The organism is Nonomuraea sp. NPDC050680 (genome assembly GCF_040654555.1).
GTDB lineage: Bacteria > Actinomycetota > Actinomycetes > Streptosporangiales > Streptosporangiaceae > Nonomuraea.
In genome coordinates, this window is the sequence record NZ_JBFAIF010000003.1 from 489,034 (window position 1) to 510,703 (window position 21,670).

Annotated in this window: 15 protein-coding genes; 13 read left to right on the forward strand and 2 right to left on the reverse strand. The window is 70.8% G+C overall.

The window, feature by feature from the left end:
- Positions 1-22: 22 nt before the first annotated feature.
- Positions 23-2,266 (forward strand): heavy metal translocating P-type ATPase, encoded by a 2,244-nt coding sequence (locus tag AB0H88_RS13490; protein WP_357643960.1) that lies wholly within the window; start codon positions 23-25, stop codon positions 2,264-2,266.
- Positions 2,267-2,362: 96 nt separating this feature from the next.
- Here the strand turns inward: AB0H88_RS13490 and AB0H88_RS13495 are convergent, their stop codons facing one another.
- Complete coding sequence (locus AB0H88_RS13495) at positions 2,363-3,697, reverse strand: hypothetical protein (RefSeq protein ID WP_357643962.1); 1,335 nt, start codon at positions 3,695-3,697, stop codon at positions 2,363-2,365.
- A 182-nt stretch (positions 3,698-3,879) separates the two neighbouring features.
- Between AB0H88_RS13495 and AB0H88_RS13500 the strand changes: the two genes are divergently transcribed.
- A complete protein-coding gene (locus tag AB0H88_RS13500; RefSeq protein ID WP_357643964.1) occupies positions 3,880-5,457 on the forward strand; it encodes an ATP-binding protein in 1,578 nt (525 codons plus the stop codon).
- Between the two features lie 83 nt (positions 5,458-5,540).
- On the opposite strand, the gene AB0H88_RS13505 is transcribed toward AB0H88_RS13500, so the two are convergent.
- The gene (locus AB0H88_RS13505; protein WP_357643966.1) at positions 5,541-6,080 is read right to left on the reverse strand and encodes an NUDIX hydrolase; all 540 of its coding nucleotides are present in this window, start codon (positions 6,078-6,080) and stop codon (positions 5,541-5,543) included.
- 242 nt (positions 6,081-6,322) lie between these two features.
- On the opposite strand from AB0H88_RS13505, the gene AB0H88_RS13510 reads away from it, so the two are divergent.
- The 11 genes from AB0H88_RS13510 (at position 6,323) to AB0H88_RS13560 (ending at position 21,635) form a co-directional block, all read left to right on the forward strand.
- The gene (locus AB0H88_RS13510) at positions 6,323-6,961 is read left to right on the forward strand and encodes a sigma-70 family RNA polymerase sigma factor (protein WP_357643968.1); all 639 of its coding nucleotides are present in this window, start codon (positions 6,323-6,325) and stop codon (positions 6,959-6,961) included.
- A 120-nt stretch (positions 6,962-7,081) separates the two neighbouring features.
- Positions 7,082-7,321, forward strand: a complete 240-nt coding sequence (locus AB0H88_RS13515) for a zf-HC2 domain-containing protein (protein WP_357643970.1) — start codon at positions 7,082-7,084, stop codon at positions 7,319-7,321.
- Between the two features lie 150 nt (positions 7,322-7,471).
- On the forward strand, positions 7,472-8,677 hold the full coding sequence (gene egtA, locus AB0H88_RS13520; protein WP_357643972.1) for an ergothioneine biosynthesis glutamate--cysteine ligase EgtA: 1,206 nt from the start codon (positions 7,472-7,474) through the stop codon (positions 8,675-8,677).
- Positions 8,674-9,966, forward strand: a complete 1,293-nt coding sequence (gene egtB / locus AB0H88_RS13525) for an ergothioneine biosynthesis protein EgtB (protein ID WP_357643974.1) — start codon at positions 8,674-8,676, stop codon at positions 9,964-9,966. The genes egtA and egtB overlap by 4 nt, the downstream gene beginning before the upstream one ends.
- A 1-nt stretch (position 9,967) precedes the next feature.
- A complete protein-coding gene (gene egtC / locus AB0H88_RS13530) occupies positions 9,968-10,669 on the forward strand; it encodes an ergothioneine biosynthesis protein EgtC (RefSeq protein ID WP_357643975.1) in 702 nt (233 codons plus the stop codon).
- A 45-nt stretch (positions 10,670-10,714) separates the two neighbouring features.
- Positions 10,715-11,659: an L-histidine N(alpha)-methyltransferase gene (egtD, locus tag AB0H88_RS13535; RefSeq protein ID WP_357644766.1), complete on the forward strand. Its 945-nt coding sequence runs from the start codon at positions 10,715-10,717 to the stop codon at positions 11,657-11,659.
- A 182-nt stretch (positions 11,660-11,841) separates the two neighbouring features.
- Positions 11,842-13,614, forward strand: coding sequence for a cellulase family glycosylhydrolase (locus tag AB0H88_RS13540; RefSeq protein WP_357643977.1), 1,773 nt, complete (start codon positions 11,842-11,844; stop codon positions 13,612-13,614).
- A 56-nt stretch (positions 13,615-13,670) separates the two neighbouring features.
- Positions 13,671-14,735: a cellulose binding domain-containing protein gene (locus tag AB0H88_RS13545; protein WP_357643979.1), complete on the forward strand. Its 1,065-nt coding sequence runs from the start codon at positions 13,671-13,673 to the stop codon at positions 14,733-14,735.
- 77 nt (positions 14,736-14,812) lie between these two features.
- Positions 14,813-16,333: a TIGR02677 family protein gene (locus AB0H88_RS13550; protein ID WP_357643981.1), complete on the forward strand. Its 1,521-nt coding sequence runs from the start codon at positions 14,813-14,815 to the stop codon at positions 16,331-16,333.
- The gene (locus AB0H88_RS13555) at positions 16,330-17,472 is read left to right on the forward strand and encodes a TIGR02678 family protein (RefSeq protein WP_357643983.1); all 1,143 of its coding nucleotides are present in this window, start codon (positions 16,330-16,332) and stop codon (positions 17,470-17,472) included. Before AB0H88_RS13550 ends, AB0H88_RS13555 begins: the two co-directional genes overlap by 4 nt.
- Positions 17,472-21,635: a TIGR02680 family protein gene (locus AB0H88_RS13560; RefSeq protein WP_357643985.1), complete on the forward strand. Its 4,164-nt coding sequence runs from the start codon at positions 17,472-17,474 to the stop codon at positions 21,633-21,635. The genes AB0H88_RS13555 and AB0H88_RS13560 overlap by 1 nt, the downstream gene beginning before the upstream one ends.
- The last annotated feature ends 35 nt before the right edge of the window (positions 21,636-21,670 follow it).

Consider the following 21,670-nt stretch of genomic DNA (forward strand, 5'->3'; position numbering starts at 1 on the left):
AGCGAGAGAAAGGAGCACGGTGATGACTTCGGTCACCGATGACCGGCAGAACGCGGTCGAACTCTCGATCGGCGGCATGACCTGCGCCTCGTGCGCCAACCGCATCGAGCGCAAGCTCAACAAAATGGACGGCGTGACCGCCACGGTCAACTACGCCACGGAGAAGGCGAAGGTGACCTTCCCCGATGGCATGGAGCCGCAGCAGTTGATCGCGGAGGTGGAGAAGACCGGCTACACGGCCGCGCTCCCCGCCCCACCCAAGACGGAGGCGGCGCAGGCGGCTGCCCAAGAGCCGGAGGACGAACTCCGGCCCCTGCGCGACCGCCTCATCACCTCCGTGGTGCTGGCTGTGCCCGTGATCGCGATGGCGATGATCCCGCCGCTGCAGTTCACCAACTGGCAGTGGCTGTCGCTGGTGCTGGCCGCGCCGGTGGTCGTCTACGCGGGCTGGCCCTTCCACAAGGCCGCCTGGACCAATCTCCGGCACGGCGCCGCCACGATGGACACGCTGATCTCCATCGGTACGCTGGCCGCGCTCGGGTGGTCGCTGTGGGCGCTGTTCTTCGGCACGGCCGGCACGCCGGGCATGACGCACCCGTTCGCGTTCACCATCGAGCGCACCGACGGCACCGGCAACATCTACCTCGAGGCCGCAGCGGGGGTCACGGCGTTCATCCTGGCGGGACGCTATTTCGAGTCCCGCTCCAAGCGGCGGGCCGGGGCGGCGCTGCGGGCGCTGCTGGAGCTCGGTGCCAAGGACGTCGCGGTGTTGCGCGACGGCGTGGAGATCCGGATTCCCGCCGACCAGCTGACGGCCGGGGACCGGTTCGTCGTACGGCCGGGCGAGAAGATCGCCACGGACGGCGTCATCGAGGAGGGCACGTCGGCGGTCGACGCCTCCATGCTGACCGGTGAGTCCGTGCCGGTCGAGGTTCGGGTGGGCGACGCGGTCACCGGCGCCACCGTGAACGCCGGCGGCCGGCTCCTCATACGGGCGACCCGGGTGGGCGCCGACACCCAACTCGCCCAGATGGCCAAGCTGGTGGAGGAGGCCCAGACCGGCAAGGCGGCCGTGCAACGGCTGGCCGACCGCATCTCCGGCATCTTCGTCCCGATCGTGATCGCGCTGGCCATCGGCACGCTCGGCTTCTGGCTGGGCACCGGCGACGGCGTGGGCGCGGCCTTCACCGCCGCGGTCGCGGTGCTGATCATCGCCTGCCCGTGCGCGCTCGGCCTGGCCACCCCGACCGCCCTGCTGGTCGGCACCGGCCGGGGCGCCCAGCTCGGGATCCTGATCAAGGGTCCGGAAGTGCTGGAGTCCACCCGCAAGATCGACACCGTGGTGCTGGACAAGACCGGCACAGTCACCGAGGGCCGCATGACCCTCACCGATGTCCACGTCGCCGACGGCGAGGACGAGGCCAAGGTGCTGCGCCTGGCCGGGGCGCTGGAGCACGCCTCCGAGCACCCGATCGCCCAGGCCGTCGCCAAGGGCGCCGCGGCCCGGGTCGGCGAACTGCCCACGCCGGAAGACTTCGCCAATGTCGAAGGACTCGGCGTGCAGGGCATCGTGGACGGTCACGCGGTGCTGGTCGGCCGGCCCCGGCTGCTGGAGGAGTGGTCCCAGCACCTGCCCGCCGATCTGGAGCGGGAGCTGCACGCCGCACAGGCCGCCGGTCGCACGGCCGTCGCGGTCGGGTGGGACGGACAGGCCCGTGCCGTGCTGGTGGTGGCCGACGTGGTCAAGTCGACCAGCAAGGAGGCCATCACCCAGCTCCGCGCGCTCGGTCTCACGCCTGTCCTGCTGACCGGTGACAACGAGGCCGTGGCCAGGACGGTGGCGGCCGAGGTGGGCATCGACGAGGTGATCGCCGAGGTGCTGCCCGCCGACAAGGTGGACGTGGTCAAGAAGCTGCAGGCCGAGGGCCGGGTCGTGGCCATGGTCGGCGACGGGGTCAACGACGCCGCCGCGCTGGCCCAGGCCGACCTCGGGCTGGCGATGGGCACCGGCACCGACGCCGCGATCGAGGCGAGCGACCTCACGCTGGTACGCGGCGACCTGCGGGTGGCCGCCGACGCGATCCGGTTGTCCCGGCGCACGTTGTCCACCATCAAGGGCAACCTGTTCTGGGCCTTCGCCTACAACGTGGCCGCACTTCCGCTGGCGGCGCTGGGTCTGCTCAACCCGATGATCGCCGGCGCCGCGATGGCGTTCTCCAGCGTCTTCGTGGTCAGCAACAGCCTCCGGCTGCGCCGCTTCAAGTAAGAACCAGTCCAAATGGCTCCGAGCAGCGCAGCTCGGAGCCATTCCGGACGGTGGCTCGACGCATGTCCGGTGGTGTGAGGGGAGGGTGAAGCGACCTCACCCTTCTACTCGATTTACCGACCGGCCTGGCTGTGCCCAGGGAGGTGGCCTGTCTCGCGCGGCCGAGATCGCTTGCGGGGTGGGCCGTCCGGCAGACTGCGGAACCCTTTCGAGTGGTATTCCCAACGCCTCCGCCCAACGACGACGCCAGGAGAGCTGTCGTTGGGCCCTGCGCTCCACACGGGTTTGAGCCTTGCGGCGGCGGCGCTCGACCTCGGCGAGGGCCACGCTCTCCGACCGGAGCCAGGGCGGCGGATTTCGCAGCAGACCTGCCACATGCTGGGCCGACCAGCGGCCGTTACCGGGACGTAGCTGCCGGATCACATCGACCGGCAGGCTGAACAGCTCGGCCACCGATGCGTCGGAGAGCCGGCTGGCCGCGCGGCTGGCCGCGTCGACGGCTGCCTGCTCGGCGCGGTGGCGCCTGGACGCGTCCGCCACGGCACGGCTTGCCGCCGCTTGGGCGGCTCGGCGTAGCTCCTCATCGGCTCGGGCGTGCAGGAACCAGGCAGGTGGTGAGGAAAGCAGCTCACGCAGGGCCGGAGCGAACAGGTGGTCGCCGAGGCGAGGAAAATCGGCGGGGAACGCATCAACAGGCACGCCGAGGGCATCCGTCGGCGCGGTCAGCAGGGTGACCGCCTCGCTCGCGAGGGGGAGGAGCGAGCCGAGCATGGCATCGAGCTCAGGGCGGGACAGCCGGGCCGTGCGCAGCGTCGCGAGGAGCTCGGTGATACGAGGGTCATGAAGACAGGCGAGGCGACGAAGCGGACCCGGTCTGGTGCCCGAGGCCTCCATGAGCGCGGCCGCCCAGACGAGCACCTGGATCGGGTCCCCGTCGTGACCGGGCATGGCCCGTTGCAGGAGGGCACGCGCTGCAACCGCCGCCTCCCTGTTGAGCTTGCGGGTCGCGGCTGCCTTGCGCGCTGCTTCGGACCGCGAAAGGGTCCGGGCCGCGGCGCGCAGTTCGGTGTCGGCTCGGGCGAGGTCGGCGAGCGCGTCGACGTCGGCGGCGCGGTAGTAGCGGATGGTGAGTGTCCGGCCGTACTTCTGGATTTCATCGACGGCGACGGGCGCTAGACGCTCGGCGAGGCATGTGAAACGTTGGGGTGAGATGCCCAGCCTGAGGGCCGCCTTGGTGGCGTTACAGCGATGTTCGGCGGCGAGCAGGCGTTGGAAGCGCTCGGCGTCCGCCTTCGCCGCATTGACCGAGACGGGGTCGAATGTCCGGTCCGGCAGGCGGCGGAGGAGGCCGGTCTCGACCGCGAGCTCGACTTCCCAGACGGCGAGGCCGAGCTCCTCGCGCACCTTCTTCAAGCCCAGACCGCGTGCCATGGACAACAGTGTGCCGACGGCCTGCGACAGTTTCCCAGCGGCTCGCGCGCGGGTGATCAGTGCGCTTGTAGCCAGGGATCCACCGCGGCAATTTACGGCATACGGCGTGAAAGCGAGGGTGGTTCCTTCCCTGCCGTGCAATCGAAGCGCGCGACAGGTGGGTAACCATTACTGTACAGAGAGTGAAGTCCTTTAACACGACGGGTCCGTGTCGGTCGGGCAAGCACTTCATGCTGCCCCCGATTCCCCGGATCTCCGAGGCGCGGGAGCTGATCGACGAGGAGAAATACTTCGTCATTCGCGGGCCACGCCAGAGCGGCAAGACGACCTCGCTTCAGGCCTTGGCCGCCGAATTGCTGGACGAGGGCAAGTACGCGGCGGTGTACATCTCCTGCGAGAGTGCCTCCACCAGGGCCGATCAGGCCGCCTCGGCGGAGGTGCGGATTCTCTCCGAGATCGCGGCCATGGCACGGGCGACGGGGCTTCCAGAGGATTGTCTGCCGCCGGAGCCCTGGCCGGAGGCGCCTGGAGCGACCCGGCTGCTCAGAGGGCTTTCCGCATGGGCTCGCCGCTGCCCGCGCCCCATCGTGCTGCTCCTGGACGAGATCGACTCGATCCATGGCGATGAGTTGATCAGCGTTCTCCGGCAGCTCCGCCAGGGATACAACAGCTTCCCAGTGCCGTTCCCGCAGAGTGTTGCGCTGTGCGGGATGCGTGACGTGCGCGACTACAAGGCAGCCTCGGGCGGCGACCCGTCAAGGCTGGTCGGCCCCTCGCCGTTCAACATCCTCGCCGAGTCGATGCGGCTGGCGGACTTCACCTTCGAGCAGGTGGCCGAGCTGTATGGTCAGCACACCGACGCCACCGGCCAGGAGTTCACCGCGCACGCGATCCAGCGCGCCTTCCACGCCAGTCAGGGGCAGCCGTGGCTGGTCAACGCCCTCGCCCGCGAGATCATCCGCAAGATGCGCATCCCGGAAAGCCAGTCGATCACCGACGAGCACATGAACCAGGCGGTCGAGCGGCTCATCGTCGCCCGCGCCGTCCACCTGGACTCCCTGGCCGCCAAGCTACGTGAGGACCGCGTCCAGCGCATCATCGAGCCGCTCCTCACGGGCGAAGTGCGGGAGAACGTCTATGACGATGACCTCGCCTACGTCCGCGATCTCGGCCTCGTCACCCAGAAACCGCCGGTCCAGGTCGCCAACCCGATTTATCAGGAAGTCATCGTGCGTGTCCTCAGCCAGGACGTCGAGGCTGAGATCCTGCTCGACCGCTCAGCCTTCCTCGCCCCGGACGGGCGGCTCGACATGCCCGCGATCCTGCAGGGGTTCCTCACCTTCTGGCGGCGTAACGGCGAGATCCTGCATAGCCGCGAGACCTACCATGAGGCCGCCTGCCACCTGATCTTCATGGCTTGGCTGCACCGGGTGGTCAACGGCGGCGGTGTGATCGACCGTGAGTACGCCCTGGGTCGTGGTCGCATCGACATCTGCGTCCAATGGCCCTACACAGACGCTGATGGCAAGCGCGGCTGGCAGTGGGAGGCCATCGAACTCAAGGTCCACCACCCCAGACAGCCCGACCCCGTCGAAGATGGCCTGCACCAGCTCGACGGCTACCTCGATCACCTCGACCTGAGCCACGGCATCCTCATCGTCTTCGACCGCCGGCCCACCGCCCCACCCCTCCTGGAGCGCACTGCCATCGAACAGGTCACCAGCCCGCGCGGTCACGCCGTCACCCTCGTCCGGGCATGAAGGGTCACACGCTGAGATCCAGTGGATCACCGTTTTTGCGCAGGAGGTCGAACCTCTCGGGCCGGCATTGCGGCGGTGCTGCTCTAGTGTGACGCGCGGGCCTGCAGGAGGTCGGCCAGGAGGTGGAGCAGGGCCGCTGCCGTGGTCGCGGACGTGATGGCCTGCTCGCTGATCAGCCGCTGGATGCCCAGCACCGGCAGCCACTCAGCCCGTTCTCGTTCGTGGGCCTGGGCGCCGGTCGGTGTGACGATGGGAGCGGCCTGGTAGGCGACGAAGATCACGTGGTCGCTGTCGGCGACGTCCTCGGCGGTGCGGATCCGGATCAGCGGCGTCAGGGGTCCGGGCCGCCAGCCGGTCTGCTCCGCCACGAGACGGGCCGCGGCACTCTCGGGGTCCTCGTCCGGGCCGATTTCGCCGAGCGGGATCTCCCATCCCCACGTGTCGGTGACAGGGCGGTGGCGCCACAGCAACAGAGCGCGTCCGTCGTGAAAGACCACCGCTCCGGCGGCTTGGGGTGTGCGGACGAAGGGTTGCTCCACGTGCTCGCCGTCGGTGAGTTCGAGGTCCACGACGCGAAGATCAACCCCGTTCGCCGCGTAGAGCAGCCTTTCCGACCGACGCATGGGATGCTCCTCACCGATTCGCCGGGACCTGCTCCTTCACGAAGCCGGGGACCTGCTCCTTCACGAAGCCGGGGACTCGCTCCATCGAGAAGCCGGGGACTTGCTTCTTCGAGAATACGCACGGGGCGAGCCGGCATCCCGGGCGCATGGACGTCGGCGGGGGAGATTAGCCTGGTAAAGGCCGGGGTCAGTTCGACCTGGATGTCATCGATGTCCCGACGTCTGACCGGAGGGAAGCGATCGTGGGGTCTTTCGCGGGCGGAGAGTTGCCTTCGGATGACGTCATCGTTCCGGCCCTGCGCGCGGGCGATGAGGCGATGTTCGCGGCGCTGCTCGACACCTGGTCCCGAGGCATGCTCCGCGTGGCCAGGTCGTACGTGCCCACCGACCACTCCGCGGAAGAGGTCGTCCAGGACACCTGGCTGGCGGTGATCGGCGGGATCGACGACTTCGAGGGTCGTTCGTCGGTCAAGACGTGGGTTTTCCGCATTCTGGTCAACACGGCGAAGAAGCGCGGCGTACGCGAGAGGCGCACGCTGCCGTGGAGCGCCGTCAAGGACGACGGCGGCACGATCGCGGGCCAGAGCCTCGACCTGGTGCAGCCGGGCGGTTGGCGGGATCCGCCCGCGGCCTGGCCGACGCCCGAGAAAGAGGTGCTGGCCTCGGAGGTGCGCGGTCTGATCGGCGAGGTCCTGACCAGGCTGCCGCCCCGGCAGCGGATCGTGATCACCCTGCGGGACGTGGAGGGCTGCACCTCCGACGAGGTGTGCGAGATCCTGAAGATCTCCGCCGCCAACCAGCGGGTCCTGCTGCATCGCGCCCGCGTCGCGGTACGCGGCTGGCTGGCGGACTACTTCGAGGTCGTGAGACAGCCGGACTGACCTCTTCCGCTTCGTGCGGCGATCCGCTCCGTGCGGCGATCCGCTCCGTGCGGCGGTCCGCTCCGTGCGGCGGCACAATAGGTGAAACGGTTCATTCAGCAGACAAGGGCGGTCAACGTCGTGAAGCGCTTCACGTGCGACGAGCTGGTGGAACTCCTCACCGCCTACCTTGACGACGCCCTTGATCCGCCCGAGCGCGAGGGTGTACACGCCCACCTGGCCGGCTGCGATGGGTGCGGCCGCTACTTAGAACAGTTCCGCGCGACCATCGTCGTCCTGGGCGACCCGCCCCCGGAGAAACTCCCCGCCGACCTGCGAAACCGGCTCATGTCCGCGTTCCGCGAGCGGCGACGGTCATGAGGCCCGAGCCCTCCACGTGACCTAGTTCATCCATTTCCCGAAATCCGCGTGTAACGCTCGCGCGGCTCGTGGGTCTGTAGATGGGGCCACCGTTGCCTGCGGTGGACCGCTGGACCATCAGAGACCCATGCGCCACGCGAAGGGGAAACGATGATCGGGCTTACAGCCGAGAGTCCGCCGTTGCAGGACGCCTCGGAGGTGGTGGACTTCGCGCGTCGCTGCTTTTGTCCCGCCGCCGCGGACCTGGTCGGCGTGGAGCTGGAATTCCTGATCTTCGACCGTACGGCGGCAACGAGGCATGTCCCGCTGGCCAGGATCGAGCGGGCCATGCCCGAACTGCCCGGTGGCAGCCGGTTGACCTTCGAACCGGGCGGACAGCTCGAACTGTCCGGACCGACGGGCCCGCTGCCGGAGTCGCTGGCCCGCCTGGCCGCCGACGTGGCCGCCGTACGCGCCGCCTTGCGAGCGTCCGGGCTGGTGCTGGCCGGTGTCGGTCTCGATCCTGTACGGCCGGCCCGGCGCCAGCTGCGTCTGCCCCGGTACGACGCGATGGCCGAGTTCCTCGGCGTGCCGTACGGACAGCTCATGATGTGCTCGACCGCGTCGATCCAGGTCAACCTGGACCTGGGCGAGCGGCCGGTGGCGCGCTGGGAACGGGCGCACGCGCTCGGCCCGGTGCTGATGGCGGCCTTCGCCAACTCGCCGCTGCGCGATGGCCGGCCGTGCGGCTGGATGTCGGGCCGCCAGGCCGTCTGGGATCACCTCGACCGCACCAGGACCTCGCCCGTGCCCGCCTCGGATGATCCTGTGGCGGACTGGGCCGAATACCTGCTGGATGCCCGGCTCATGCTGGTGCGAGAGGACGAGCAGAGCTATCGCACCGTCCGTGACGGCTCCAGGTTCCGCGACTGGCTGAACGCCGACGGCCGGCGGCGGCCCACCGCCGAGGACCTGGCCTACCACGCCACGACGGTGTTTCCGCCGGTGCGGCCCCGAGGCTGGCTGGAGATCCGTTACCTCGACGCCCAGCACCCGACGATCTGGCCGATCTGTGTGGCCGTGACCCATGCCCTCGTCACCGACGACCGCGCCGCTGACGCCGCGATGGCCGCGGCGGAGCCGTACCGCCGGCTCTGGGGGGTGGCGGCGCGGTGCGGGCTGGCCGACCCGGGCCTGCGCCGGGCCGCCGAGGCGTGCTTCCGTGCCGCGCTGGAGGCGCTGCCGCGCTGCGGCGCGGGTCCCGGCCTGGTCGGCGAGGTGGCCGCGTTCGCCGACCGGCACGTGAGCACGGGCCGCTCACCGGCTTCCTACCTGCTGGATCTGCCGAACTGGCCGAGCGATGAAGGATGGGAATGAACGACATCAAGGAACGTATCGCGGCCGAGCTCATCGCGGTGCGCGACCGGTCACTCACCTACACGGCGGCGGAGGACGAGCTGCTGGTGCGCCAGCACTCCCCGCTGATGTCGCCGCTGGTGTGGGACCTGGCGCACGTGGGCAACTACGAGGAGCTCTGGGTGCTGCGCGAGGCCGGGGGCATCGACCCGCTCCGGCCCGAGATCGACGACATCTACGACGCGTTCAAGACGCCGCGCAAGGATCGCCCCAGTCTGCCCTTCCTGGGTCCGGCCGAGGCCCGCCGCTACATCGAGGGCGTACGCGGGCGGGTGCTCGACGTCCTCGACGCGATCGACCTGGACGGACCGGCCCCGCTGCACCGCGACGGCTTCGTGTTCGGCCTGGTGATCCAGCACGAGCATCAGCACGACGAGACCATGCTCGCCACCCTGCAACTGTCCGGGCAGCCCGGGTTGGTGCGCGACGGCGACCTTCCGCCGGGCCGGAACGAGGGTCCGGAAGAGGTCTTCGTGCCCGCGGGCTCCTTCCTCATGGGCACCGACACGCTGCCCTGGGCCTACGACAACGAGCGGCCGGCTCACCGGGTGGACCTGCCCGCGTACTCGATCGACCGGCTGCCTGTCGGCAACCGCGCCTACGCGGCGTTCATCGAGGACGGCGGCTACGACGACTCGCGCTGGTGGTCCGCGGAAGGCTGGGAGTGGCGGCAGCGGAGTGGAGCCTTCGCCCCGCTGTTCTGGGTCAGGGATGCAGACGCCTGGTGGCGTACCCGCTTCGGCCGTACCGAGCCGGTCCCGATGGACGAGCCGGTCCAGCACGTGTCCTGGTACGAGGCCGACGCCTACGCCCGCTGGGCCGGCAAGCGGCTGCCCACCGAGGCCGAATGGGAGAAGGCCTGCGGCTGGGACCCGGTGTCCGGGAAGGCGCGCCGCTACCCCTGGGGTGAGGACGCCCCCAGCTCCGAGCGGGCGAACCTCGGACATCGCGCCGCCCATCCCGCGCCGTTGGGCGCCTACCCGGCCGCGGCCGGCGCCTATGGGGCCGAGCAGATGGTGGGAGACGTATGGGAATGGACCGCCTCCTGGTTCCAGCCCTACCCGGGCTTCCGCACTTTCCCGTACAAGGAGTACAGCGAGGTGTTCTTCGGTCAGGAGTACCGGGTGCTGCGCGGCGGCTCCTGGGCGGCCGATCCGGCGGCGGTGCGGACCACGTTCAGGAACTGGGACTACCCGATCCGCCGGCAGATCTTCAGCGGCTTCCGCTGCGCCCGTTCGGAGCTGGTCTGAGGTGTGCAGGCACGCGGCCTGGCTGGGCGCCCCCCGCCCGCTCGCCTCACTCATTCACGAACCGGAATACGGCCTGTTGAAGCAGTCGTACGCGCCGCGGCGGCAGCGTTACGGCATGATCAACGCCGACGGGTACGGCATGGGCTGGTACGAATCGGAGAGCTCCGTGCGTTATCGCCGTTCCGTGCCCATGTGGGCCGACGCCAACCTGCCCGGGCTCGCCCGGATCGCCCGCTCGACCTGCCTGCTGGCGGCCGTACGCTCGGCCACCGTCGGCATGCCGATCGAGGAGAGCGCCACCGCGCCGTTCACCGACGGGCGGTGGCTGCTCAGCCACAACGGGCGCGTCGAGCGGGACGCGGTCAGGGACCTGGCCGACAGCGCGGAAAGCGCGTGCGACGCCGCCTGGGTCGCCGCCGCCGTGTTCCAGCGCGGGCACGCCGGGCTGGGCCTGGGCGAGGCGCTGGCCGAGGTCGTCGTCCGCGCCGGGGAGAAGGACCCCGGCGCCCGCCTGAACCTGCTCGCCTGCGACGGCGCGTCGATCGCCGCGACCGTCTGGGGCGACACCCTCTTCCATCACCGACTCCACGACGGCGTGCTGGTGGCCAGCGAGCCGCTCGACGACCTGCCCGGATGGCAGGCCGTACCCGAGCGCAGCCTGCTGACCGTCACCCGCGACGACGTACGCGTCCAGCCGTTGTAACCCACTTCAGGAGGCATCGTGCCTGTCAGCCAGTCGACCGTGCAGATGATCAACTATCTTGACCGCGACTATCTGCGCCAGGCGCTCGAACACGATGTCAGGGCCGGGCTGACAGCCGTGCCCAAGTGGCTGCCGCCCAAGTGGTTCTACGACGCCGCGGGCAGCGAGCTGTTCTCCCGCATCACCCGGCTGCCCGAGTACTATCCGACCCGGCGCGAGCTGGCCATCCTGCGCGCGCGGGCCGCGGACCTGGCCGCCGCCAGCGGCGCGGACACCCTGGTCGAGCTCGGCTCGGGCACCAGCGAGAAGACCGTCCTGCTGCTCGAGGCGCTCGCCGCGCGCGTCTACACGCCGGTGGACGTCGACGCGGTCACCCTCACGGCGGCGGCGCAACGGCTGGCCGGGCGCTTCCCCGGGCTACAGGTGAAGGCGGTGTGCGCCGACTTCGAACGCCATCTGGCGTTGCTGCCGCGTACCGGGCGGCGGATGGTCGCCTTCCTCGGCGGCACGATCGGCAACCTCGAACCGGCCGCCCGCGAGGTGTTCATGAAAGACCTGCGGGCCACGCTCCAGCCCGGGGACACCTTCCTGCTCGGTGCGGACCTGGTGAAGGACCCCGCGCGGCTGGTGGCGGCCTATGACGACCCGGCCGGGGTGACGGCCGCCTTCAACAGGAACGTGCTGCGGGTGATCAACCGGGAGCTGGCGGCCGACTTCGCCCCCGAGGCGTTCGAGCACGTGGCGCTGTATGACGAGCGGCAGGAATGGATCGAGATGCGGTTGCGGGCAACCCGCGACATGCGGGTGCGGATCGGCGGGCTGGGGTTGGTCACCGAGTTCGTGGAGGGGGAGGAGATACGGACCGAGATCAGCGCGAAGTTCCGGCCGGAGGGGCTGTGGGCGGAGCTCGTGGGCGCGGGGTTCAAGGTACGCCGTCGCTACACGGACCCGGCCGGGGACTTCACCCTGGTCCTGGCCGAACTCGGCTGAAACTTTCAGCAGCGTTCCCGGCCTTGTACAAGGTCGGCGTAGGTGCGGCGCTCTCGGGCGTTGGGACCCTCTTGCTAGGGGAAGCGGGGCGACAGATCGTTGGGAGCGCTCCCAATCGTCGGAGTCGCTGCTTGGCCGCTTCGAGGAAGCGGTGTCCATCGCTTTCGTCACGGAGGGCTTCCATGCCGATCGTGTTACGCAGGGCCTTGACGGCCGCGGTCGCTGTAGTGCTGGCCGCATTCGGCCTCGCCACCGTCCAGACCGCCGCCAATGCCGCCGTGTCGTGTACGGCCACCTACACCAAGAGCTGGGACAACGGCAGCGGGTTCGGCGCCACCATCGCGGTGACCAACACCGGCGACGCGTTGACCAGCTGGTCGTTGAGCTTCGACTTCCCCAACAACCAGGTGATCACCCAGATGTGGGAGGGCGTGCCCACTCCGGCGACCCCCACCCCGGCGGGTGCGGCCATCACCGTCAACCCGACCCCCTACAACGCGGCCAAGGGCGCCGGGGCGACCTGGAGCCTCGGCTTCAACGGCACCTACACCGGTGGCGCCAACACCAACCCCAGCGTCTCCTGCACAGGGACCGGGGCCGGAGGAACGCAACAGGGTCTGGTGGTCTCCGCCACCAGCGTGAGCGTGCCCGAGGGCGGGACCGGCGGCTACACGGTCCGCCTGCGGTCCCAGCCGACCGGCAACGTGACGGTCACCAGCACCGCGGGCACCGGTGACACCAACATCACGGTGACCGGCGGAGCCTCCCTGACCTTCACCACCTCCAACTGGAACACCCCGCAGACGGTGACGTTGAGCGCCGCGGAGGACAGCGACACCACGAACGGCACCCGCCCGATCACCGTGGCCTCCAGCGGCTTGACGTCGGTGACGGTGAACGCCACCGAGGCCGACAACGACGGCAGTACGGGAGGCGCGGCACCCGCCCTGCACGTCTCGGGGAACCGGCTGGTCACCGCCGCCGGCGCCACCTACCGTCTGCTGGGCGTCAACCGGGCCAGCGGCGAGTTCGCCTGTGTACAGGGCAAGGGCATGTGGGACAGCGGCCCGGTCGATCAGGCCTCGGTCGACGCGATGAAGGCGTGGAACATCCACACGGTCCGGATCCCGCTGAACGAGGAGTGCTGGAACGGCACCAACGGCACGCCCAGCGGCCCCGCCTACCAGCAGAACGTCAAGGACTACGTGAACCTGCTGGTCGCCAACGGCATCACGCCGATCGTGGAGATGCACTGGAACTACGGCCAGTACACCGGTCAGGGCGCCGGTTGCTCCGACATCACGGCGACCTGCCAGAAGCCGATGCCCGACGCCCAGTACGCCCCGACGTTCTGGACCGGGGTCGCCAACGCCTTCAAGGGCAACAACGCGGTCGTCTTCGACCTGTTCAACGAGCCCTACCCGGACGCGGCCGCGAACTGGGACGCCACGCTCGCCTGGACGTGCTGGCGCGACGGCGGCACCTGCACCGGGATCGGCTACCAGGTGGCCGGCATGCAGTCGCTGGTCAACACGGTGCGCGCCACCGGCGCCACCAATGTGATCATGCTCGGCGGCCTGGCCTGGTCCAACGACCTGAGCCAGTGGCTGACGTACAAGCCGACCGATCCGACCGGCAACCTGATGGCCGCCTGGCACACCTACAACTTCAACACCTGCTCCAACACCGCCTGCTGGAACAGCCAGGTCGGCGCCGTCGCGGCCCAGGTGCCGGTGCAGGCAGGTGAGATCGGCCAGAACTCCTGCGCGCACGACTACATCGACCAGGTGATGAGCTGGGCCGACGCGCACGGCGTCGGGTACACGGCCTGGACCTGGAACCCGTGGGGCTGCAGCCAGGGCAACGTGCTCATCACCGACTACAACGGCACCCCCACCAGCACCTACGGCGAGGGCTTCAAGGCGCACCTGCTCAACCAGAACCCCCTCTCGTAGCAGCACTCGACCGGGTCCGTCATCGGGCGGGCCCGGGTCTCTCCCTGGAGCCGCTCATGCGTCGCAGATCCCACCTGTACGCCGTCCTCGTCGCGCTCCTCGTGGCGGCCGCGTTCGGCGTCGCCCTGCCCGCGCTGTCGGCGACCGCCCCCGTCCGGATCATGCCGCTCGGCGACTCCATCACCGCCGGCCCCGGCTGCTGGCGCGCCCAGCTCTGGCACCACTTGCAGACCGCCGGATACACGAACATCGATTTCGTCGGCAGCGTCCCCGACGGCGGCTGCAACTACGGGTACTCCTACGACGGCGACAACGAGGGCCACGGCGGCTACGCCGCCACCGGTATCGCCGACCAGAACCAACTGCCGCCGTGGCTGGACGCGGCCAAACCCGACATCGTCCTCATGCACCTGGGCACCAACGACATGTGGGGCGGCTTCATCCCCACCAGCACCGTCCTCGCCGCGTACACCAAGCTGGTCGGTCAGATGCGGGCGAACAACCCGAACATGAAGATCATCGTGGCGCAGATCATCCCCATGAACCCGTCCGGCTGCCCCACCTGCGCGGCCAGTGTGGTGGCGCTCGACAACGCGATCCCGGGCTGGGCCGCCGGCCTCACGACCGCACAGTCGCCCATCGTCGTCGCCGACCTGTGGACCGGCTTCAACACGGCCACCGACACCGGCGACGGAGTCCACCCCAACGACACCGGCTTCCAGAAGATGGCCGACCGCTGGTACCCGCCGCTCGCGCAGATGCTCAACAGGGTGACCCCGCCGGTGACTCCTCCGGTGACTCCTCCGCCTGCCGATACCCGGTGTACCGCCACCTACAAGGTGATCTCCCAGTGGGGCGGCGCCTTCCAGGGCGAGATCACGGTGAAGAACGACTCCGCAACCGCCTCCTCCGCGTGGACGACCACCTTCACCTTCGCCAACGGCCAGCAGATCAGCCAATCCTGGAACACCACACTCACCCAGAACGCAGCCACCGTCACAGCACGCAACGCCGGCTACAACGGCACCCTGTCGGTCGGCGCGGCCACGACCTTCGGCTTCACCGCCACCTGGAACAACACCACCAACGCGCTACCCCAAGTGAGCTGCTCACTCAGCTGAGCACGTCGTGGGGCCGGCGAGACTCGGACAGCGGAACTCCCCGTTTGACGCGGAGGACATGAGGGACACTTGACCCCATGTCCTCGCCGCCCCAAGAGCCTCAGCCTTTCGCGCATCTGAGTGCGCCGAACGCCGCCCTCTACCGGGACGTGCTGCGTACGTTCGTCAGCGCCAAAGAGCGGTTCATCGTGCACCTGCGGCCCGAGGACGTGGCCGTCGAGCTGCGGCGCGACAGTGACGAGCAGTTGGCCGGCGCGCTGGACAAGCTCGTGGAGTGGGGCAATCTGCGGGCCGACGCCGACACCGGCCGGGTCACCACGGTGGAGGAGTTCCACCGCAAACGCCTGCTGTTCCAGCTCACCCCTGCCGGTCAGGCCGCCGAGCAGGCCATCGCGTTCTACGAGGAGGCGATCGGCCGGCGTGGCTCGCTGCAGTCGGTGGCGCTGGCCGACATCGCCGAGCAGTTGCGGTCGCTGGCCCTGCTCGCTGGGGAGGACCAGCCCGATCCCGCCAGGGTGCACCTGCTGTTGCTGTCGCTGGCCGAGCGGTTCTCCTCGCTGGCCGACAACGCGCAGGCGTTCATGGCGTCGCTACGGCGGGCCATCGACTTCTCCGACGGTGACGTGGACGGGTTCGTCGCCTACAAGGAGCGGCTGATCGACTACATCAACCGGTTCATCGCCGACCTGGCCAACTCGGGGGCGCGCATCGCGGCGCTGCTCGTCGAGCTGGAGGGCAGCGGCCACGAGCGGCTGCTGGTGCTGGCCGCCCGGCGCGAGGCCGCCGACGCGGTGCCGGACGGCGAGGACCAAGAGCGGGCACAGGAGAAGGCGCTCGGCTCGTGGCGGAACCGCTGGCGCGGGCTGACGGACTGGTTCGTCTCCCAGGACACCGGTCACCCTTCGCAGGCCCGGCTGCTGCGGCAGGCGGCGGTGACCGCGATCAAGCAGCTCATCGACACGGTCGGGCTGCTCAACGAGCGGCGGGCGGGCCGCTCCGACCGCACGGCCGACTTCCGTACGCTGGCCCGCTGGTTCGCCGAGGCGCCCGACGAGGCGTCGATGCACCGGCTGTGGCGGGCGGCGTTCGGGCTGAGCTCGGCTCGGCACCTGAGCGTCACCGCGTCCACGCTGGACGAATGGCAGGACGTCCCGGTCGCCACGCCCTGGGCGCAGGCGCCGCCGATCAGGATCTCGCCGCAGTTGCGCCGTACCGGCTCCTACGAGCGGCGGGGCAAGCCGAACAAGGTGGCCGACCGTACGCGGGCCCGCCGGTTGCTGCTCGAGCACGCCGAACGCGAGGCGGCCGAGACCGCCGCGGCGCGGGCGCGGCTGCGCACGGACGGCCCGGTGCTGCTGTCGGAGCTGGACGTGCTGGACCCGCGCGCGTTCCGGCTCTTCCTGGGCCTGCTGGGCGACGCGCTGGCCGCGCGGCACCCGGACGACCTCGAGGTGAAGACCGTGACGAGCGACGGCTCTCTCGAAGTACGGCTGGCGCTGGTCCCCGGCGGCGGCCAGGTCGAGATCCGTACCGACGACGGCGTCCTGGCCGGGCCGGAGCACGTCGTCGAGATCACCGACCTGATGGTGGCGCCGTGACACCGGAGGAGGAGCTGGCCCAGCGGCGTACGGCGCTGCGTGCCCTGCTGGCCGCCCCACTGCTGCGCGACCCGGACAAGCTGGTGCTGGTCCGGCGCCATCTGAGCGAGCTGCGCGACTGGCTGACCCGTGAGACGGGCTGGCGGCTGGTCGTCGACTCCGAGAGCGCGCGGCTGTTCAAGACGGCGCCGGACCCGTCCGACGCCACCCATCCCGCGCGCGGCAAGGCCGGCGAACCGTACGGAAGGCGGCGGTATGTGGTGCTCTGCCTGGCCCTGGCCATGCTGGAGCGGGCCGACGCGCAGACCACGCTCGGCGGACTCGCCGAGGAAGTGCTGAACGCGGCGGCCGAGCCGGAGCTGGACTTCGCCTTCACCCTGGACAGCCGCCAGGAGCGCGCCGACCTGGTGGCCGTGGTGCGCACACTCATCGACTGGGGCGTGCTGCGCAAGGTCGCGGGCGACGAGGACGCCTACCTGTCGGCCACCGGTGACGTCCTGTACGACGTGCGCAGACCGGTGCTGGCCGCCCTGCTCACCGGCACCCGCGGCCCGTCCACGATCACCGCCGAGTCCTTCGGCGAGCGGATCGCGGAGCTGGCGGCCGAGCCGGTCGCCGACACCGACGACCTGCGCAACCAGGCGCTGCGCCGCCGTCTCACCCGGCGGCTCCTGGAGGATCCCGTCGTCTACTACACCGAGCTGGACGAAGCCGAGCGCGCCTACCTGACCTCCCAGCGGCACGCGATCACCCGCCGGATCGAGGAGGCCACCGGTCTGGTCGCCGAGGTCCGCGCCGAGGGCATCGCGATGGCCGACCCGGACGACGAGCTGACCGACGTACGGATGCCCGAGCAGCGTACCGACGGCCATGCCACGTTGCTGGTGGCCGAGCTGCTCGCCGCGCGCGGCGAGCAGAGCATGGAAGAGCTCAGGAGCTTCGTCCGGCGGGCCGCCCGCGAGCACACGTCCTTCTGGCGCAAGGGCGTGACCGAGCCGGGCGCCGAGGACGGCCTGCTGGCCACGGCGCTGGGCAAGCTGACCGCGCTGCGCCTGGCCGAAGTCCGCCACGACACCGTCGCCGGGCTCCCGGCGATCGCCCGCTACGCGCTCGACACCCCCGTCGTCAAAGGATCCTGATGCTCCCCGAGCCCACCTCAGAGCGCTGGAAGCCGCTGCGCGCCGGCCTGGTCGACCTGTTCTACTACGACGTGGAGGAGTTCCACTTCCACGACGGGCGGTTGCTGCTGCGCGGCAACAACGGCACGGGCAAGTCCAAGGTGCTGGCCCTGACTCTGCCCTTCCTGCTGGACGGCGAGCTGGCCCCGCACCGGGTCGAACCCGACGGCGACCGGCAGAAACGGATGGAGTGGAACCTCCTGCTCGGCGGCAAACACCCACACGCCGAGCGGCTGGGCTACGCCTGGCTGGAGTTCGGCCGCCGCGCCGCCGACGGCACCCGCGAGTTCCGTACGATCGGCTGCGGGCTCAAGGCGGTCAAGGACCGTGGCATCGTCCGGCACTGGTTCTTCGTCACCCCCCAGCGGCCCGGCCTCGACCTGCACCTGCTGTCCGCCACCGGAGTGGTGCTGACCAGGGAGAAGCTGCGCGAGGCGGTCGAGGGCCACGGCATGGTGTACGACCGGGCCGCCGACTACCGGCGGGCGGTGGACGAGGCGATGTTCGGACTCGGCGAATACCGCTACGAGGCGCTGGTCAACCTGCTCATCCAGCTGCGCCAGCCCCAGCTGTCCAAGAAGCCGGACGAGAAGCTGCTGTCCAGGGCCCTCACCGAGGCGCTGCCGCCGCTCAGCCCCGCCCTCATCGCCACCGTCGCCGAAGCCTTCCGTGGCCTCGACGAGGAGCGCGACGCCCTGCGCGGCCTGGAGGAGGCGCGCGCCGCCGCGTCCGCGTTCCTCACCCATTACCGCCGGTACGCCACCATCGCCGCCAAGCGCAAGGCGGCCGGCCCCCGCCTGGCGCACAGCCGGTACGAGCACCTGGGCCGCGACCTGGGCGAGGCGGAAACCCGGCAGAGCGCGGCCGAGACCAGGCTGGAGCAACTCGACGACCTGCTCTCGGACCTGGCCACCCGCCAGAACCAGCTGGAGGCCCGCCGCAACGCCCTCCAGGAGAGCCCGGAGATGCGCTCCGCCGAGCGGCTCAAGCAGGCCGGCGAGGAGGCCCGCCGGCTGGCCGAGCACGCGAGCCGCGCCGACCGCGATCGCGACCGCCTGACCTGGCAGGTCGACAAGATGCGCGGGCGGGCGGACACGACCCGGCTCAAGGCCGACCAGGCGGTGGCGGGGCTGACGGCCGCCCAGGAGCGGACGGCGCGGGCGGCGCGCCAGGCCAGGTTGCCCGGCGATTCACCCGGAGCCGGGTTGTCTGGCGAGCCGCGCGGAGCCGGGTTGCCCGGCGAGTCACGCGGAGCCAGATTGCCCGGCGAGCCATGGGAAGCCGGGTTGCCCGGTGAGCCGCTGGACCGGCCGGCCGCCGAGGCGCTCGCCACTCGGCAGGAACACGCCGTGGCCGAGCTCGAACGGCTGCTCCACGCCGTCGCTCAGGCCGAGGCCCGGCTGGCCGCGGCCCGCACGGAGGTGGACCGGCTGACGGGCGAGCTCCAGGCGTCCGCCGTACGCATCGCCGCCGCCGAAGAGTCCACGGCCACCAGGATCACCGAGCTGGTCCAGGCGTACACGCTCTACCTGGCCGGACTGACCGAGCTGCGGCTGGCCGACTCCGACGGCGTGCTCGCCGCACTGGCCGGCTGGGCGAACACCGCAGATGGGGCCAATCCTGCCGAAGCCGCCGTCAACGACGCCGTCCGCGCCGCCACCGCCGCACTCGGCCGTCGCGGCGCCGAGCTGGACGCGGCGCTGGCCGCGGCTCGCCGGCGGGCCCGGGAGCTGGTGGAGGAGATCGTCAGGCTGGAGGCGGGCGGTCACGACGCCCCGCCCGTGCCGCACACCCGTGGCGCCGCCCGCGACGGCCGCCCGGGCGCGCCCCTGTGGCGGGCAGTCGACTTCGCCGACGCGGTACCCGCCGAGCACCGGGCCGGGCTGGAGGCCGCGCTGGAGGCGGCGGGCATCCTCGACGCCTGGCTGACCCCCGCCGGAACCCTCCTGGCCGAGGACGACACGACCATCGTGGCGGGGGCGCCGGTGTCCGGTCCGTCCTGCGCCGTCGTACTGCGTCCCGCCGTGGACCGGGCCGACCCGCGCGCCGCCGCGCTGCCGGACGCCGCCGTGGACGCCGTACTGGCGGCGATCGGGCTGGGGCCGGGCGCGGCGACGTGGGTCGCGGTCGACGGGCGGTGGGGCAACGGGGTGCTGGCCGGATCCTGGCACAAGGTCAGCGCCGACTACATCGGCGAAGGCGCGCGGGAAGCGGCCCGGCGGGCCAGGCTGACCGCGCTCCGGGCCGAACTCGCCGAGGTCGACGGGCAGATCACCGCGTTGGGCGACGAACTGGCCGCCCTGGTCGTACGCCAGGATGACCTGGCCGCGGAGCAGCGGGCGTTGCCGCCGGACGCGGCCGTTCGCGAGGTGCACGTCAAGCTGGCGGCCGAGCACGAGCGGCGCGGCCAGTTGGCGACCGAGCACGGCGTGGCCGAGCGGCTGGCGCAGGACCGGCAGGGTGAGCTGGGCGTCGCGCGTGAGCGGGCGGCGGAGTTCGCGGGCGACGTCGGCCTGCCCGTCGCCGCCGTGGAACTGGCCGAAGTGAAGGCGGGCCTGGCCTCGTACCGGCTGGCGCTGGCCGAGCTGTGGCCCGCCGCGCAGGCGGCGCGGACGGCCGAGGAGGCCGCGCGGGAGGCCACCGACGACCTCGCGCAGGCCCGCGAATCACTGACGGAGGCGGCCGTGGTGGCGGCCGAGGCGCGCGAGCAGGAGCAGGCCGCCGCCGAGACCTACCGGGAGCTGACCGCGACGGCCGGCGCCGCCGTGGAAGAGCTGTTCCGCCGCCTCGAAGAGGTACGCCTGCAGCTGCGCGAACGGGCGAAACACGAACAGCAGGCCCGAACCGACCAGCAGCAGGCACTAACCGAGCGGGGCCGGGCCGAAGCCACCAGCGCGAGCCTGCGCCGCCAGATCAAGGAGGCGGCCGACACGCGCGACGACGAGGTGCGCGAGTTCCGCGCGTTCGCCGCGACCGGGCTGATGGGGGTCGCGCTGCCCGAGCTCGACCTCCCCGATCCGGCCGCCGAATGGGCGGCCACCCCTGCCGTACACCTGGCCAGGACCGTCAACGCCGAGCTTGAGAGCGTCGACGATGGGGAGGGCCCCTGGGACCGGGTGCAGAAGAAGGTCGCGGAGGAACACAAGCTGCTCTCCGACGCCATGGCCAGGCACGGCCACTCGGTCGGGCTGACCCTGCGCGAAGGCGTCATGGTGGTGGACGTGCACTTCCAGGGCCGTACCCGGGAGGTGCCCGGCCTGGTGGCGGCCCTGGGCGAGGAGACCGAACACCGCGCCCGGCTGCTGTCGGCCAAAGAACGCGAGATCCTGGAGAACCACCTGCTCAACGAGGTCGCCGGCACGCTGCAGGAGCTGATCACCGCGGCCGAGGCCGAGGTCCACGAGATGAACGCCGAGCTGGCCGCCCGCCCCACATCCACCGGCATGCGGCTGCGGCTGCTGTGGAAGCAGGCCAGGAACGCCCCGGAAGGGCTCGACCGGGTACGGGACAAGTTGCGGCAGATCGTCGATGCCTGGTCGCTGGAGGATCGGGCGGCGGTCGGGGCGTTCCTGCAGGAGCGGATCGCCCGTGAGCACGCCGACAACCCGGCGGCGGGCTGGACCGAGGCGCTGACCAGGGCGTTGGACTATCGGACCTGGCATGAGTTCGCCATCCAGCGGCTCCAGGACGGGCAGTGGCGGCCGGCCACCGGGCCCGCCTCGGGTGGTGAGCGGGTGCTGGCCGCGTCCGTTCCGTTGTTCGCCGCCGCGTCGGCGCACTACAAGTCGGCGGGTAATCCCTACACTCCGCGGTTGGTCGCGCTGGATGAGGCTTTCGCCGGGGTGGACGATGATTCGCGGGCCAAGTGCTTGGGGTTGCTGGCCACGTTCGACATGGATGTGGTGATGACCAGCGAGCGTGAGTGGGGCTGTTACCCGTCGGTGCCGGGGCTGGCGATCTGCCAGCTGACCAGGCGGGACGGTATCGATGCCGTCCTGGTGACGCCGTGGCGGTGGGACGGGCGTGAGCGGACCCGGGCCGAACGGCCGCAGGCGATGGCCGCCGCCCTCGCCGATCCCGGGACTGAGCCCGCCTCCGCCGCCGTGCAGGACAGCCTGCTTTGACGGGCGGGGTGATGGACGGAGATGCGGTGGGCCGG

Bases quoted from the DNA above. Each gene is read 5' to 3' on its own strand.
- AB0H88_RS13490 (WP_357643960.1), top strand. From the start codon at position 23: ATGACTTCGGTCACCGATGACCGGCAGAACGCGGTCGAACTCTCGATC.
- AB0H88_RS13495 (WP_357643962.1), bottom strand. From the start codon at position 3,697: ATGGCACGCGGTCTGGGCTTGAAGAAGGTGCGCGAGGAGCTCGGCCTC.
- AB0H88_RS13505 (WP_357643966.1), bottom strand. From the start codon at position 6,080: ATGCGTCGGTCGGAAAGGCTGCTCTACGCGGCGAACGGGGTTGATCTT.
- egtA (WP_357643972.1), top strand. From the start codon at position 7,472: ATGATCGGGCTTACAGCCGAGAGTCCGCCGTTGCAGGACGCCTCGGAG.
- egtB (WP_357643974.1), top strand. From the start codon at position 8,674: ATGAACGACATCAAGGAACGTATCGCGGCCGAGCTCATCGCGGTGCGC.
- egtD (WP_357644766.1), top strand. From the start codon at position 10,715: ATGATCAACTATCTTGACCGCGACTATCTGCGCCAGGCGCTCGAACAC.
- AB0H88_RS13540 (WP_357643977.1), top strand. From the start codon at position 11,842: ATGCCGATCGTGTTACGCAGGGCCTTGACGGCCGCGGTCGCTGTAGTG.
- AB0H88_RS13545 (WP_357643979.1), top strand. From the start codon at position 13,671: ATGCGTCGCAGATCCCACCTGTACGCCGTCCTCGTCGCGCTCCTCGTG.
- AB0H88_RS13550 (WP_357643981.1), top strand. From the start codon at position 14,813: ATGTCCTCGCCGCCCCAAGAGCCTCAGCCTTTCGCGCATCTGAGTGCG.
- AB0H88_RS13560 (WP_357643985.1), top strand. From the start codon at position 17,472: ATGCTCCCCGAGCCCACCTCAGAGCGCTGGAAGCCGCTGCGCGCCGGC.